The following is a 15640-nucleotide window of genomic DNA, read 5'->3' as shown; positions in this document are numbered from 1 at the left end:
TTTATTAATTTAATAATGAAGCTGATTCGTATATAAACATTGACAGTTGTTGCTTTTTAATACAATATGTTAGCGTCCTATAATTAATAAAGTGAAGGGGAGGGTAAGAGATTTACTAAAAGTTGGATATTTTGGGGTTAAATATTCGATTAACAAAATGATATTGGGTATTTCTTTTATCCCCTTTTTGCAAAAGCATACGATCTACAACAGTCAATTAGTAGTTTTTTGTTAGGTTGTTTGTTGCTTAATAAATGTCTTTAAAACTTTTTAAACACTCTTTTTCTGTTTCAAAAAAACTTGTAATCTGTTTACCAATACCAATATCTTCAAAATAAATTATCTACTAGAGAAGTAGAGTTCGAGTTGTAAAAATAAAGTGTTTTTGTCTTCCTTTATTTAACCTGAAGATTCTAGTTCAAAGAATTTCTAAATAAAATATTTAGGCTAAAAGTTTACATATTACTATTTTACTTATGCGAAGGATGAATTATAGAAACCATTAGAAAAGGCATCTATTTTGGCGTTTCTAATGTCATTTGTTTAGCTCTAATGACTGCCTATTTGAGGAAGTTATTTATCTGTAATTGTATTATAACTTTGCTTAAGAATTAGTCATGATTCTTTAAATTTGTTAATGAGGAGCATTTCAATATAACATTCAATGTAAAGCCTGATAAATGAAAGACGAAAATCCTGAGGCAAAATCACTCTATGAACTATACATTCATTTGGGATTACCTGTGGATTTAATTCAGCCTTCAGAAGGATTCGCTATTCTTAATTTGAAGGATATCAATTTCACACTTCCATATCAATCACCCTTATTTCGCCCCGACTATTTTTCATTTCTTTTCGTGAAAAATGGCAAAGGAAATTACACTATAGATCACCACTCATTCGCAGTACAACCACATTCTATATACTTTACCAATCCGAGTAACTATCGAACATTTAGTTGGGAAAAAATCGAAGAAATTTATCTGATAACTTTTGATGAAGCATTTCTAAAACAATATATCAACAAAGATATCTTCTCAATATTTCCATTTTTATTGACCGAAACAATCAGTCCAAAAGTTGTAAGCCATGAATTTTATGAGACCATAGAACAGGTTTACCTAAATATTCATAACGAATATATCAGCCAATACGATGATAAATATAGAGTTATAGGGCATTTTTTGGCAGTGATGCTTTATAAAATAAGATCCTATTTTTGGCAGGATTATAATCCTATTTACGAAGGAAACAGAAGTTCACAAATTGTAAAATCATTTAAGCGATTACTAGAAAAACACTATCGTGATTTAATTACAGGAAGAACGGAAACTGCATTCAGAGTTCAGGACTATGCAGATGCACAAAATCTTCATCCTAACTATTTAGGCAACATTATAAAAACCAAAACAGGAAAATCTGTTACTACGTGGATTGCAGATAAATCTATTTCTGAAGCCAAATCATTATTACAAAACTCATCAATGCCCATCAAAGAAATAACCTATAGACTGGGATTCTCAGAAACTGCTCATTTTAGCAACTTTTTTAAAAAGCATACCAAAATATCCCCTGTTCAGTATCGAAAAGAGCATACTAGTTAATCAGCTAGTTCCGTATTTTTCTTTTTCTGTTTAAATTTTGCAACTTGTCCTGTATTCTGCGCAACAAACAAAGAGGTGTTCCTAAATACATTTGTTCTATCATATTTTAAAAGATAGACAAATGAAAAATTTAAGAAACAAAGTGGCACTTATAACGGGTGCATCTAGAGGTATTGGGGCAGAGGTAGCAGTACATTTGGCCAATGCCGGAGCAAAGGTTATTATTAATTATTCAGGCAGTTACGAAGCCGCAGGGGAGGTCGTACAACACATCAAAGCAAATGGCGGAGATGCTATTACTATGCAAGCGGATGTAGGTAGTTCGAAAGATGTAAAAAAACTTTTTGAGGATGCTATTTCCTATTATGGAAAAATTGATGTATTAATTAATAATGCAGGTGTTATGATCAATACTTTGATAAAAGATACCACCGACGAGGATTTTACAAAACAAATGGATGTAAATGTAAAAGGAGTATTTAATACACTGCGTGAAGCCGCCACAAAATTATCAGAAAATGGAAGCATTATTAATTTTTCAACTTCTGTAAACAGAATCATGTTACCCACATATGGACCATATGTAGCTTCCAAAGCGGCAGTCGAACAATTGACCCGTGTATTTGCAAAAGAAGTAGGAAGCCGAGGTATTAATGTAAATTCAATTTCTCCCGGACCTACAAATACTGAGTTGTTCACAAAAGGAAAGCCAGAAGCAGTAATTAATAGATTAGCCTCTTTATCAGCTTTTAACCGTATTGGAGAACCAGAGGATATTGCAAGAATTGTAGTGTTCTTGGCTAGTGACGAAGCCAAGTGGATTTCTGCTCAAAACATAGGCGTAAACGGGGCAATGGCTTAATAGCTTTAATCTTTGTACTATTCTAATATCAAAAATTTAAGTTTATGAAATTTAAATTGGTGTTCGATACTATCATAAGTTTACTTCCCAATACAGAAATTAGCAAAAATATTACCCAATAGGTCATCACTAGTAATTTCGCCAGTGATTTCACCAAAATGATATAGTGCCTGTCGAATATCTATGGCCATTAAATCACCAGATATTCCATTATCGATACCATATTGCACTTTTTGAATTTCTTCTAACGCCTTTAAAAGGGCATCATAATGTCTTGAGTTTGTAACAATAGTTTCATTATTTCTTAAAGCGCCCGTGTTTACAAATTCAAGGAGCTTATTTTGTAATTCGATTACTCCTAGGTTCTGTTTGGCAGAGAGTAAGTGAACATGCTCTATTTTTGATTTTAGGGTTTCAATTTCATTTTTATCAAGTGTGTCTACCTTGTTAGCAACTATAATCAATGGTTTCTGAGGGTATTTATTCTTTATTTTTCCGATTTCTACTAATACTTCTTTTAGTTCTGTAGTGTTAATAGATAGCTTTTCAGAATTAACCAAATAAATAACAACTTGGGCTTGTTCTATTTTTTCGAATGTTTTTTGAATCCCTAATCCTTCAATTATATCTTCTGTATTTCTGATTCCAGCAGTATCGATAAATCTAAAACCAATTCCACCAATATTGATTTCATCTTCAATCGTGTCACGAGTAGTTCCTGCAATATCTGAGACAATTGCTCTTTCTTCATTAAGGAGTGCATTAAGCAGGGTAGATTTTCCAACATTCGGTTCACCGACTATGGCTACCGGAATTCCATTTTTAATAACATTTCCGACAGCAAAAGAATCGATAAGTCGTTTTAGTACATTCGTTATTCTTGAAATTAACTCCTGAAACTGTTTACGATCTGCAAATTCTACATCTTCTTCGGCAAAATCAAGTTCTAACTCTATAAGGGAGGCAAAATTTAGTAATTCATCTCGTAATTTTTGAATTTCATTACTAAAACCACCTCGCATTTGTTGCATAGCTATCTGATGTGATGCTTCTGAATCCGAAGCAATTAAATCAGCAACAGCTTCTGCTTGGGATAAATCTAATTTTCCGTTTACAAAAGCGCGAAGTGTAAATTCACCAGCATTAGCCATTCGACAGCCATTTCGTAATAATAACTGGATGATTTCTTGCTGAATGTAGCTAGATCCATGGCAAGATATTTCTATAGTAGGTTCACCAGTATAAGAATTTGTTCCTTTAAAAATAGAAACTAATACTTCGTCCAATATTTTGTTATTATCAACGATATGTCCTAGATGTATCGTGTGACTTTTTTGAGTATTCAAATCTTTCCCGCTTACAGAACGAAAAAGAGAAGAAGAAATACGTATTGCATCTTTTCCAGAAACTCGTATCACAGCTATAGCTCCTGCTCCAGAGGGAGTAGCTAAAGCAACAATGGTGTCTTGTAGTATCATACTTTTAGTAAAAGAAACACAAAAGTAGACATTATATATGTCTTACTTTTTAATTTAGACTCCAAACTTTTTGTAGAAGAAGTTTTCTTTCTTACATTTAATATTGGGTTTAAAAAAAACAGATATAATTTTTTATCAAGTAAAGTTCAAAAAAATAAAAGGGAAATAGAGTAAAAAAAGGAGTTCGATGATATATCGAATTTACTTTTTATGGGATTTATGTTTTGATCATTTGTGATCTTGACAGTGGATTTAGTAACTAAATTTAATTTCTATATACTAAACTTTTATTTTTATGTATTATCACAACACAAACTCAATTCATAGTAGGGCGCTACTCTTGAAACGCAAAATTATTATCTTAAGCTGTGCCATGTGTATGGCGTTTCCTTTTATTAATTATTCTCAGACTAATGATTTGGCAAGGCATGAAATTTCTTATGACCTACAATTGACATCTTCTGGTATTACTACTAAAAGTGGAACTGAAACGATTACTAAGGAGATTTCTGAAAAAGGAGCTACTTGGTTACGTTTGTTTTTTAAAGATGTTAATTTAGGAAACAATAGTACAATTACGATCACCTCTCAATTAGATGGCGCTACTCAAACTCTAAATGCCAAAACCATTTCTGAGTGGAATAATTCATCGGCGTACTTTAACGGAGATGCAGTAACTGTAACTCTAAATGTAGCTTCTAATGACAAATCAATAGGAGTGCATATTTCAGAATTAAGTATAGGGGATATAGACCCGTTGATTAAGTCTCAATGTGGTTCTAATGATGATAGAGTCGACTCAAGTGATGCAGCAATAGGAAGAATGGTGCCTGTAGGGTGTACCGGTTGGATTATTACTAATGGAAAATTGGTTACTGCTGGGCATTGTGTAGTTAGTAGTGCTGAGTTAATCGAATTCAATGTGCCTAAATCGAATTCTAATGGAAGTATTGTGCATCCAGGACCAGAAGATCAGTATCCAATTGGTAATTTTGTATCTCCTTATCCAAATAGTCCTAGTCAGGCGAATGACTGGGCGGTTTTTGAGGCAAGCGCTAATTCACAAACTGGTCAAACGCCAATTCAGGCGCAAGGTAAATCGTTTAACGTGGTTCAGAGTGTTCCGGGAAGTAATATAACTATTACAGGCTTTGGTACAGATACTGGTATAGATAATCAAACACAACAAATTCATACAGGACCCCTTAGTTCTGTGACCAATACATTTGTTAGGTACAGAGCAGATACAACACCAGGAAACTCGGGTAGTCCAATTATTGATTCAGCTACAGGAAATGCTGTCGGAGTTCATGCCTATGGCGGTTGTAGTACAAGTGGAGGATCTAATTCTGGAGAAAGAGCAACGATTACTGCATTTTGGGATGCTATGGGATTAGGGGCTACACCACCACCAACAGATGAGTGTTTAGGAGATATCAATTCTTTTCCTTACGAAGAAAGTTTTGAAGGATCTATAGGAGCATGGAGTCAGTCAACGGGTGATGATCTTAATTGGACGGTTGATTCTAACGGAACACCGTCTACAGGAACAGGTCCTAGCAGTGCAATTGATGGTTCTTCTTATATATATGTTGAAGCGTCGGTTGATGGTGTAGGATTTCCTACTAAACAGGCAATCCTTAATTCGCCTTGTTTAGATTTTAGTACAGTGCAATCTCCCAGTCTTAGTTTTCAATATCATATGACGGGTAATGCTGTTGGTACATTAAGTGTAGAAGCCCGAACTAATAATTCTGGCAATTGGGTAAGTATCTTTAATCGATCAGGTGATCAAGGAACAGATTGGAACTTGGCAAGTATTGATCTTTCTTCATATGCTTCAAATGGAAGCGTACAATTAAGACTAAATGTTGTTACAGGTAGCAGTTGGCAAGGAGATATCGTTATTGATGACTTAAATATTACAAATGGTTCGACACCTCCACCGCCACCAACTTGTGAGGCACTTAACTTTAATGACTTTGTAATTAGCCCTTTTTCTAATCAGGATTCCAATACAAGCGGAAACTTTGTGATCGGAAACGGAGGAGCATCAATATCTTTAACAAATAATGCATGGAAATTTATTTCACTTGATTATTCTGTAACGTCTAGTACAGTTGTAGAGTTTGATTTTAGCAGTACTTCTCAAGGAGAAATTCACGGAATTGGTTTTGAAGATGATAATACATTAACCTCTTCTAGGTATTTCAAAGTTCATGGTACTCAAGATTATGGAGTGACCAATTATGATAATTATTCTAATGGAACAACTACATATGTAATTCCTGTAGGTAATTTCTATACAGGAGATATGGACAGATTAGTATTTATTAATGATAATGATAGTGGTTCTGGTAATACTACGGTTATCTCTAATGTAAAGATTTATGAAGGTTCTTGTGATGAATCGGTAGCTACAGAGAGTTTAATGGCTAGTTTAGAATCTGTTGAGCCAAAATTAGGGAAAGAACCTGAAGGTATCTTGGCAGATCTAAAAATTGCACCGAATCCAACAAGTGGTTCTTTTACTATATCACTTAATGCTAATGTGAAAAGAGCCAATGCGGCTATATTTTCTATACTAGGTCAAAAGCAAGCTCAAGTTGAATTACAACCGGGTGTCAATAGTATTTCTACAAAAAAATTATTGCTTGCCAAAGGGATCTATTTGATCAACATAGAAAGTGATGGAGAAACCACCACCAAAAAATTAATAATCAAATAATAACAACTATTTATAGATATTAAATTTAGTAACATAAGAAAGCATCTCAGAAAATCTGAGATGCTTTTTTTAGTAGTAATACCTACTAATTTATTGATTTGGTTCGAGGCTATGTACTCTTTTCTATTTCATCATAAAAAATCACGGGTGTTATTTTGTGGTAAATACAAAGTTTAATAGGTATAAGTAGGTAAGGTTTAGTAAAAGATGTAACAAAAATTAGATGTTTGCGTCATATTAAGTATATAATGCTAATTTTATTAGCAATCATTCATCATCAATCAAAATCAAAAATAAAATGAAAGACAACAGACAACTTTTAGTAATGACTCATTTATCTCAATTATTAGACTTAATTATGGGATTCGGTGGTTTTATTGTTCCCTTAGTAATGTGGTTAAGTCAAAGAGAGAAAATTTATGAGATGGATTCGCATGGTAAGGCTATTATGAATTTTCAAATAAGTATGTTCATATACGCTGCTATCTGCATCCCGTTAACACTTATCTTCGGTTTGGGGTTACTTGGTTTGGCGGTGATAGGAGTGTTATGTGTAGTGTTTCCTATTATTAACGCAGTAAAGGTGAATAAAGGAGAAGAACCCTCTTATCCTTTGGCAATAGAAATTATCAAATAAAAAAAAGCGGGTGATTTAATTAATCACCCGCTTTTCAAAATTTTATATAAAAGAATTTATAAAAATTCTATACTTATATTTTAGTGCTGATTAGTTCTAAAATCAGGGTATGCATCCATACCATGCTCATGACCATCTAATCCATCTATTTCTTCTTTTTCAGAAACTCTTAGTCCTATTGTTTTCTTAAGAGCAAATAAGATGATAAATGAGCTTACCAAACAGAAAACTCCGATAGAACCAACACCGATCAATTGAGAAACAAATTGATCCATTCCTGCTAATTCTCCAAAGATTCCAACAGCTAATGTTCCCCAGATACCACAAATTAAGTGTACTGCGATAGCTCCTACCGGATCATCAAGTTTTAATTTGTCTATCAAAGCAACACCAAATACAATAATGATACCTGCTATAAGTCCTATTAATACAGAATCTGTAGGGCTCATTTGATCTGCTCCTGCAGTAATTCCTACTAATCCACCAAGAATACCGTTTAAGAACATAGTAAGGTCATAGTTTTTGTACATGATTGTAGATACTATAAATGCAGATACACCACCAGCGGCTGCTGCAAGACAAGTAGTAACAAGTGTCAAAGATGTTAAACCTGCATCAGCAGAAAGAACAGAACCACCGTTAAAACCAAACCATCCTAACCAAAGAATAAGTACCCCTGCAGCTGCAAGAGGAATATTATGTCCTGGGATTGCTTGTGCTTTTCCTTCGCTATTAAATTTACCGATTCTAGATCCTAATAAGAATACAGCTACTAATGCTGCCCATCCTCCTACAGAGTGTACAAGAGTTGATCCAGCAAAATCATAGAATCCTAATTTATCTAACCATCCGGCTCCCCATTTCCAAGAACCTACGATAGGATATACAACACCTACATAAATAACGGTAAATATCATGAAGCTACCAAGCTTGATACGCTCAGCAACTGCTCCAGAAACGATGGTTGCAGCAGTAGCGGCAAACATTCCCTGAAACAAGAAATCTGTCCAGTAAGTATACCCTTCGCTATATGCAAGATCAAGAATTTGTTTTCCTGTCTCTGGATCAGTAACTAAGGGAGAGGTTAATCCAAAACCTGCAAAACCAAAGAAACCTGCAGAACCTTCTGCAAATCCTGGGTACATTAAATTAAATCCTACAAGGCAATAAAGTAGCAAGCCTACGCAGATTATAAATACATTTTTAAAAAGTATGTTAATTGTGTTTTTTTGACGCGTTAATCCTATTTCTAAAAAAGAGAAACCTAAGTGCATGAAAAATACAAGTGCTGTACACACCATCATCCATACATTGTTTATAGTTAACATTTCCATTGTGAATTGACTATTAAATTATTTTTTCTAGTTATTAGTGTTTGTGAGGTATATCAATTAATTGTTATGATAATGTTGCCCCACCTTTTTCTGCTGTTCTGATACGATATGCTTCTTTGACATCAGAAACAAATATTTTACCATCTCCAACTTCACCAGTTTTTCCTGCTTCTAATATTGCAGAAATAGCTGCTTCTTCGAATTCGTCGTTAACAACAATAGATAAATAACGTCTCTGGATATCAGTTGTGCTATAGGAAACGCCACGATATACACTTCCTTTTTTTTCATTTCCTACCCCGGTTACATCCCAGTACGAGAAAAATGTAATGCCCTGCTCATGTAAAGCTTCCTTTACCACACGGTATTTTGATCTCCTGATGATTGCTTCTATTTTCTTCATAAAGATTAAAAGTTAAAATTAATGTTAATTGTAGTTCAAAAGTATGTTAATTTGTTTTTTGCATCCAAATTTTCTAGGGTAATTCGGAAATTTTTATGATTTTATAATATTTACCCCCTAAAAAATCAGGGGTATGTATTTTTTTTAAAAAAAACTAATAATTCAATACTGCGGAGTTGCAAAAAATGAATTCTTGCATTTTTTTTAAAAACTGCTTGATAATGAGGGTGATGTAGGTTTCTGCATCCCCTTGTTTTATTAGGTTTTTTAATAAAAAAGCGTATTATCAAATTCGTAATGATTAGAACATTTTTTGTGATTATTACATCCAATTTAAACTTTTTTTACAAAGCCAAGAAAAGTTACACGGAAAGATTCTATTTTCTTCTTCATTCCTTAATCATTTGTTAATTTTACTAACTCGAAACACTTAGATAGGATAAAAGTATGAAGAAACAAGGAATGTATCTACCAGAATTTGAGCATGACGCATGTGGTGCTGGATTTATATGTAGTTTGGAAGGAAAAAAATCTAACGATATTATTCATAAAGCTCTTGAGATTCTCGAAAAATTAGAGCATCGTGGAGCAGTAAGTGCAGATGGTAAAACAGGAGATGGAGCAGGGATTCTTATTGATATTCCTCACGATTTTTTTGTTGAAAAATGTAGTTTTGATTTACCAGCCGCAGGAGAATATGCCGTGAGTAACGTTTTTCTTCCTAAAAAAGATAATCAAAGACAGTTCTGTATAGATACTTTTGAGAAAAATATTACAGACCAAGGTCTTGTTGTATTAGGATGGAGAGATGTTCCTGTTGATCATATACATTTGGGAGAAATTGCAGCTACTACAGAGCCTTTTATCAAACAAATATTTATTGGTAAAGAAACCAAAGATCAAGATTACTTCAACTTTAATCTAAGATTGTTTACTGCAAGAAAAATTACCGAACATACTATATATAGTTCTAAGCTTTCTGAGAGTAAATTCTTTTACTTACCAAGTTTGTCTACCAAGACCCTTATTTTTAAAGGACTTTTGATGCCAGAGGATATTAAGTTATACTATACAGATCTTATGGATCCAAAAGTGGTAACAAGATTAGCATTGGTACATCAGAGGTTTTCTACCAATACATTTCCTACTTGGGACCTTGCCCAACCTTTTAGATATATGTGTCACAATGGTGAGATTAATACCTTAAGAGGTAATGTATCAAGAATGCGATCAAGAGAAGAGTTGTTAGAAAGTGATTGGTTTGGTGAGGATATCAAAAAAATACTTCCTGTAGTTCTTAAAGGAAAATCGGATTCTGCATCTATGGATATGGTAGTAGAATTACTATTAATGACAGGAAGATCATTACCAGAGGTAATGATGATGATGGTACCAGAGGCGTGGGAAAAGAATACGCAAATGTCTGAAGTTAAGAAAGCGTTCTATGAGTACAATTCTTGTGCAATAGAACCTTGGGACGGTCCGGCTTCTATTCCTTTTACAGATGGAAACTATATCGGTGCAGTATTAGATAGAAATGGTTTAAGACCATCGCGATATACCGTTACAAAAGATGGATATGTGATTATGTCTTCTGAAACCGGTGTGGTCGATATAGAACCAAGTAATATCGAATATCATGGTAGATTAGAGCCAGGTAAGATGTTTCTTGTAAACATGGATGCCGGGAGAATAATTAATGATGAAGAAATTAAGGAAGAAATTGCGGCAAAATATCCGTATAAAGAATGGTTAGATACTAATTTAGTTCACCTAAAAGATATTCCTTATAACGATTGTCCATTATTCTTAGGCGAAGAAACCATCGCAAAGCGTAAATCTGTTTTTGGGTATACGCAAGAAGATATCGATACGATTATTGCACCTATGGGGCAATTGGCAAAAGAACCAATTGGTTCGATGGGATCTGATACTCCTATTGCTGTGCTTTCTGAAAGACCACAACTTCTTTATAATTACTTCAAGCAATTATTTGCACAAGTAACAAACCCACCATTAGATGGGATTCGTGAAGAGTTGATTACAGATATTAGCTTAACATTAGGATCAGATCATAATATATTTGATATCAATGAAAAGCATTGTAATAAATTAAAAATACAAAACCCAGTAATATCAAAAGAGGATCTCGATAAAATCAAAACCTATAGTGACAAAGGCTTCAAAGTAACTTCGGTTTCGATGTTGTACAATGTTAATAGAGGTCTTAACGGTTTAGAAGATGCATTAGAATCATTACTTACTAGTGTGTCAGAAACCATCGATGATGGTACTAATGTTATAATTCTTTCTGATAGAAATATTAGCAAACATAAAGCACCGATTCCTGCAATTTTGGCCTGTTCTTATGTTAATAGTGGATTGCAAAGATTAGGTAAGCGTTCAAAAGTGAGTATTATTATCGAGTCTGCAGAGCCAAGAGAAGTACATCATTTTGCATTATTATTTGGTTATGGAGCAAGTGCTATTAACCCATATATGGTTAATGAAATCATTCGAGAGGAAATCGAAGATGATAATATTACAGGACTTACAAGTGAAGAGGCTGTTTCTAACTATAATAAGGCAGTTGGTAAAGGCGTACTAAAAGTGATGAATAAAATTGGAATTTCTACGTTGAATTCCTACAGAAGTTCTCAGTTATTCGAATGTATTGGTATTAACACGAAAGTAGTTGATCAATATTTCCCAAATACTGCGACTCGTATAGAAGGTATCGGATTATACGAAATAGAAAAAGAAATCTCTAAAAGACATAAGAAAGCGTACGTAGGGCAAGAAGTAGCTGCTAATTTAGACCTCGAAACAGGAGGGCAGTACAGATGGAGACGTAATGGAGAGAAACACCAGTTTAATCCATTGTCAGTTGCCAAACTGCAAAAATCAGTTAGGGATAATGATCCTACTACCTATAAAGAATATGCAGAATTGATCAATGAACAATCAAAAAGTTTGATGACAATTCGAGGATTATTAGAATTCTCTAATTATGATCCCATTCCGATAGATGATGTAGAACCTTGGACAGAAATTGTAAAGCGTTTTAAAACAGGAGCAATGTCTTATGGTTCTATTAGTAAGGAAGCACACGAAAACCTTGCAATAGCAATGAATCGTATCGGTGGTAAAAGTAATTCTGGAGAAGGAGGAGAAAATCCATTGCGTTTTTATAAAGATGTAAACGGTGACTGGAAAAATAGTGCGATAAAGCAAGTAGCTTCTGGTAGATTTGGGGTTTCTTCAAATTATCTAACAAGTGCTGCAGAGATTCAGATTAAAATGGCTCAAGGAGCTAAGCCCGGAGAAGGAGGGCAGTTACCAGGACCCAAAGTAAATCCTGAAATTGCAAAAACACGTAACTCTACACCTTATGTAGGGCTGATTTCTCCGCCACCACATCACGATATTTACTCAATAGAAGATTTGTCTCAGTTGATTTATGATCTTAAGTCAGCGAATCGAGATGCAAGAATTAATGTTAAGTTAGTGTCAGAAGTAGGTGTAGGTACTGTTGCTGCTGGGGTTGCCAAGGCAAAAGCTGATGTTGTTTTAGTTTCAGGTTTCGACGGAGGAACAGGAGCATCTCCATTAACATCATTAAAGCATGCTGGTTTACCATGGGAGCTAGGTATAGCAGAGGCGCAACAGACATTAGTAGGTAATAATCTTCGTAGTCGTATCGTGTTAGAATGTGATGGACAATTAAAAACAGGAAGAGATGTAGCAATAGCATGTCTGTTAGGAGCCGAAGAATTTGGTTTTGCAACAGCGCCGCTTGTAGCATCAGGATGTATTATGATGCGTGTTTGTCACCTTAATACATGTCCGGTGGGTATCGCAACTCAGAACCCAGAATTACGTAAAAAATTCAAAGGGAAACCTGAGCATGTAGTAAATTACATGTATTTTATAGCACAGGAACTACGTGAGATAATGGCGCAACTTGGTTTTAGAACTATCGATGAAATGGTAGGGCAAGTAGGTAAACTGAATCATAAAAAAGCTATTGATCATTATAAAGCGGCAGGAATTGATCTTACACCAATTCTTCACCAGGTTGAAGTACCTGAGGGAGTTGCGTTATGTAATACAGAGAGTCAAGATCATGGTTTAGGTAAGTCAATAGATTTTGAAATCATAGAACAAGCACACCCTGCATTGTTCCGTAAAGAAAAAACCACACTTAATTTTGATATTTGTAATACAGATCGAGCAGTTGGTGCAATCCTTAGTAATGAAATTTCTAAAATTTATGGTGCACAAGGATTGCCAGAAAACACTTTGAAACTTAATTTTTCGGGATCTGCAGGACAAAGTTTTGGAGCATTTGCTACCAAAGGATTGACCATGGTAGTTAACGGAAATACCAATGATTACCTAGGTAAAGGTCTTTCTGGAGCTAAACTGGTGATAAAAGTTCCTTATGAAGCCACAATAGTACCCGAGGATAATGTAATTACAGGTAATGTTACTTTATATGGTGCTACCGCCGGAGAAGTATTTATTAACGGAAAAGCAGGTGAACGATTTTGTGTTCGTAACTCAGGAGCTAAAGCTGTAGTAGAAGGAATTGGTGATCATGGATGTGAGTATATGACCGGAGGTGTTGCTGTTATTCTGGGAGAAGTAGGAAGAAACTTTGGGGCAGGAATGTCAGGAGGTATTGCTTATATATACGATGCGAATAATACATTCGAAGCTAATTGTAATAAAGAAGCTTTGAATTTGGACCCACTTGTAGAACAAGAAGATATACAAGAGTTAAAAACTTTAATAGAGAAGCATTATAATGCTACTTTGAGTCCTTTGGCTCAACGAATACTTGAAAACTGGGAAAAAGAATTGCCAAAATTTATTAAAATATTCCCAGAAGAGTATAAGCAAGCATTAAAACGATTAGAAGAAGAAAAATTAGCACAAGCATAAATTACAATTTCAATTAATACTTCTGTTATACCTTTTGTAGGTACATCGGGATATTAAAATTGTAATAAAAAAATAGGTAAATATAATGGGAAAGATAACTGGATTTTTAGAATTTGAAAGAGAGATTGAAAACTACCAACCTGTTGAAGATCGTGTAAAAGGATATAAAGAGTTTACGGTAGCAATGCCAGAAGAAAAACTCAAAAATCAAGGAGCACGTTGTATGGATTGTGGTATTCCATTTTGTCACAGTGGATGTCCATTAGGAAATCTAATTCCAGATTTCAATGATGCAGTATACAGAGGTAAATGGGAGAAAGCAGCTCATATTCTGCATTCTACAAATAATTTCCCTGAGTTTACAGGAAGATTATGTCCTGCTCCTTGTGAAGAAGCTTGTGTTTTGGGGATCAATGAAGACCCAGTAACCATAGAAAATATTGAAAAAAATATTGTAGAAGAAGCTTTTAAGAATGGTTGGGTTAAAGCAACCCCTCCTTCTGACCGAACAGGAAAAACCGTTGCGGTTATTGGTTCTGGTCCTGCAGGGTTAGCAACAGCACAACAATTAAATCGTGCTGGACACCTAGTGACAGTTTTTGAGCGTGACGAAAAAGTAGGAGGTTTACTTCGATATGGTATTCCTGATTTTAAGATGGAAAAACATGTCATTGATCGTCGTGCAGAGGTTCTTGAAGAAGAAGGGATTATTTTTAAAACTAGTACACATATAGGAAAAGATATTACAGCGAATCAGTTAAAAGAAGAGTTTGATGCTGTTGTATTATGTACTGGAGCCACTGTAAGACGTAACTTACCTGTAAAAGGGTCGGACCTAAAAGGTGTGGTGCAAGCAATGGACTTTTTGCCACAAAACAATAGAAGAGTAGATGGTATTAAGGATTTAGGAGAAGAGATATTGGCGACCGATAAAGATGTCATTGTTATAGGTGGAGGAGATACAGGGTCTGATTGTATCGGGACTTCTGTTCGTCATGGGGCTACATCTGTAACTAATTTTGAGATTATGGGCAAAGGAACAACAGAGCGCCCGCAAAATCAACCATGGCCATTCTGGCCTATGCGTTTACGTACAAGTTCTTCTCATGAAGAAGGCGTAGAGCGTAATTGGAGCATTTCTACAAAAGAGTTTATAGGAGATAAAGACGGAAACCTAACGGGATTAATTACTTCTCAAGTAGAATGGGTAAAGGAGAATGGTCGTTTTACTCTAAAAGAAGTTCCTAATACAGAGAAAAAGTGGAAATGTGACCTTGCTTTGCTAGCACTTGGTTTCACGGGTTCTGAGCCAACAATTGCAGAACAATTAGGAATTACTATGGATGCGCGAACAAATATTGAAGCAACCGAAGATAATTACAAAACCAATGTTGCAGGAGTTTTTGCTGCAGGAGATACACGTAGAGGACAATCTTTAATTGTTTGGGCTATTGCCGAAGGTAGACAAGCTGCTTATCATGTTGATACATATTTAATGGGATCATCTAATCTTCCGTTAAAAGGAGATGGTGATTTGCCAAGAGTATAAAAAGAACCTATTGTAATTTCTTCTAATTATTTAGAGAAGTTATAGTATTATTTACAAGTGTTAAGAAAAAAAGAGCTGCTAATATGGGAATTAGCAGC

9 protein-coding genes are annotated in these 15640 nt (G+C 34.7%); 6 read left to right on the top strand and 3 right to left on the bottom strand.

What is annotated here, in order from left to right; all coding sequences use genetic code 11:
* Positions 1–680 precede the first annotated feature (680 nt).
* On the top strand, positions 681–1604 hold the full coding sequence (locus tag DZ60_RS0107170; protein WP_025741411.1) for a helix-turn-helix domain-containing protein: 924 nt from the start codon (positions 681–683) through the stop codon (positions 1602–1604).
* Between the two features lie 121 nt (positions 1605–1725).
* On the top strand, positions 1726–2466 hold the full coding sequence (locus DZ60_RS0107165; RefSeq protein WP_025741410.1) for an SDR family oxidoreductase: 741 nt from the start codon (positions 1726–1728) through the stop codon (positions 2464–2466).
* Positions 2467–2546: 80 nt separating this feature from the next.
* Here DZ60_RS0107165 and mnmE read toward each other — a convergent pair whose 3' ends face one another.
* Positions 2547–3944 carry a tRNA uridine-5-carboxymethylaminomethyl(34) synthesis GTPase MnmE gene (gene mnmE, locus DZ60_RS0107160; protein ID WP_025741409.1) on the bottom strand — a complete coding sequence of 466 codons (1398 nt, stop codon included), beginning with the start codon at positions 3942–3944 and terminating at the stop codon, positions 2547–2549.
* 295 nt (positions 3945–4239) lie between these two features.
* Here mnmE and DZ60_RS0107155 point away from each other — a divergent pair, with 295 nt between their 5' ends.
* Both DZ60_RS0107155 and DZ60_RS0107150 read left to right on the top strand, forming a co-directional pair.
* Complete coding sequence (locus DZ60_RS0107155; RefSeq protein WP_081740422.1) at positions 4240–6672, top strand: trypsin-like peptidase domain-containing protein; 2433 nt, start codon at positions 4240–4242, stop codon at positions 6670–6672.
* Positions 6673–6970: 298 nt separating this feature from the next.
* Positions 6971–7309, top strand: coding sequence for a DUF4870 domain-containing protein (locus tag DZ60_RS0107150; RefSeq protein WP_025741407.1), 339 nt, complete (start codon positions 6971–6973; stop codon positions 7307–7309).
* 80 nt (positions 7310–7389) lie between these two features.
* Here the strand turns inward: DZ60_RS0107150 and DZ60_RS0107145 are convergent, their stop codons facing one another.
* Entirely contained in the window at positions 7390–8643 is a 1254-nt protein-coding gene (locus tag DZ60_RS0107145; protein ID WP_025741406.1) for an ammonium transporter, read from the bottom strand.
* Between the two features lie 64 nt (positions 8644–8707).
* Positions 8708–9046, bottom strand: a complete 339-nt coding sequence (locus DZ60_RS0107140; protein WP_025741405.1) for a P-II family nitrogen regulator — start codon at positions 9044–9046, stop codon at positions 8708–8710.
* Positions 9047–9493: 447 nt separating this feature from the next.
* Here DZ60_RS0107140 and gltB point away from each other — a divergent pair, with 447 nt between their 5' ends.
* Both gltB and DZ60_RS0107130 read left to right on the top strand, forming a co-directional pair.
* The gene (gltB, locus tag DZ60_RS0107135; protein ID WP_025741404.1) at positions 9494–13993 is read left to right on the top strand and encodes a glutamate synthase large subunit; all 4500 of its coding nucleotides are present in this window, start codon (positions 9494–9496) and stop codon (positions 13991–13993) included.
* An 85-nt stretch (positions 13994–14078) separates the two neighbouring features.
* A complete protein-coding gene (locus DZ60_RS0107130) occupies positions 14079–15542 on the top strand; it encodes a glutamate synthase subunit beta (protein ID WP_025741403.1) in 1464 nt (487 codons plus the stop codon).
* The last annotated feature ends 98 nt before the right edge of the window (positions 15543–15640 follow it).

Origin of the sequence: Aquimarina pacifica, assembly GCF_000520955.1 — a bacterium.
Classification (GTDB): Bacteria; Bacteroidota; Bacteroidia; order Flavobacteriales; family Flavobacteriaceae; genus Aquimarina; species Aquimarina pacifica.
Note: the sequence above shows the minus strand (reverse complement) of the source record. Positions and strands in the feature narration are given on the sequence as shown.

What these genes read in the sequence shown, in the direction of transcription:
- DZ60_RS0107170 (WP_025741411.1), top strand. Translation starts at nt 681, where the DNA reads ATGAAAGACGAAAATCCTGAGGCAAAATCACTCTATGAACTATACATT.
- DZ60_RS0107165 (WP_025741410.1), top strand. Translation starts at nt 1,726, where the DNA reads ATGAAAAATTTAAGAAACAAAGTGGCACTTATAACGGGTGCATCTAGA.
- mnmE (WP_025741409.1), bottom strand. Translation starts at nt 3,944, where the DNA reads ATGATACTACAAGACACCATTGTTGCTTTAGCTACTCCCTCTGGAGCA.
- DZ60_RS0107155 (WP_081740422.1), top strand. Translation starts at nt 4,240, where the DNA reads ATGTATTATCACAACACAAACTCAATTCATAGTAGGGCGCTACTCTTG.
- DZ60_RS0107150 (WP_025741407.1), top strand. Translation starts at nt 6,971, where the DNA reads ATGAAAGACAACAGACAACTTTTAGTAATGACTCATTTATCTCAATTA.
- DZ60_RS0107145 (WP_025741406.1), bottom strand. Translation starts at nt 8,643, where the DNA reads ATGGAAATGTTAACTATAAACAATGTATGGATGATGGTGTGTACAGCA.
- DZ60_RS0107140 (WP_025741405.1), bottom strand. Translation starts at nt 9,046, where the DNA reads ATGAAGAAAATAGAAGCAATCATCAGGAGATCAAAATACCGTGTGGTA.
- gltB (WP_025741404.1), top strand. Translation starts at nt 9,494, where the DNA reads ATGAAGAAACAAGGAATGTATCTACCAGAATTTGAGCATGACGCATGT.
- DZ60_RS0107130 (WP_025741403.1), top strand. Translation starts at nt 14,079, where the DNA reads ATGGGAAAGATAACTGGATTTTTAGAATTTGAAAGAGAGATTGAAAAC.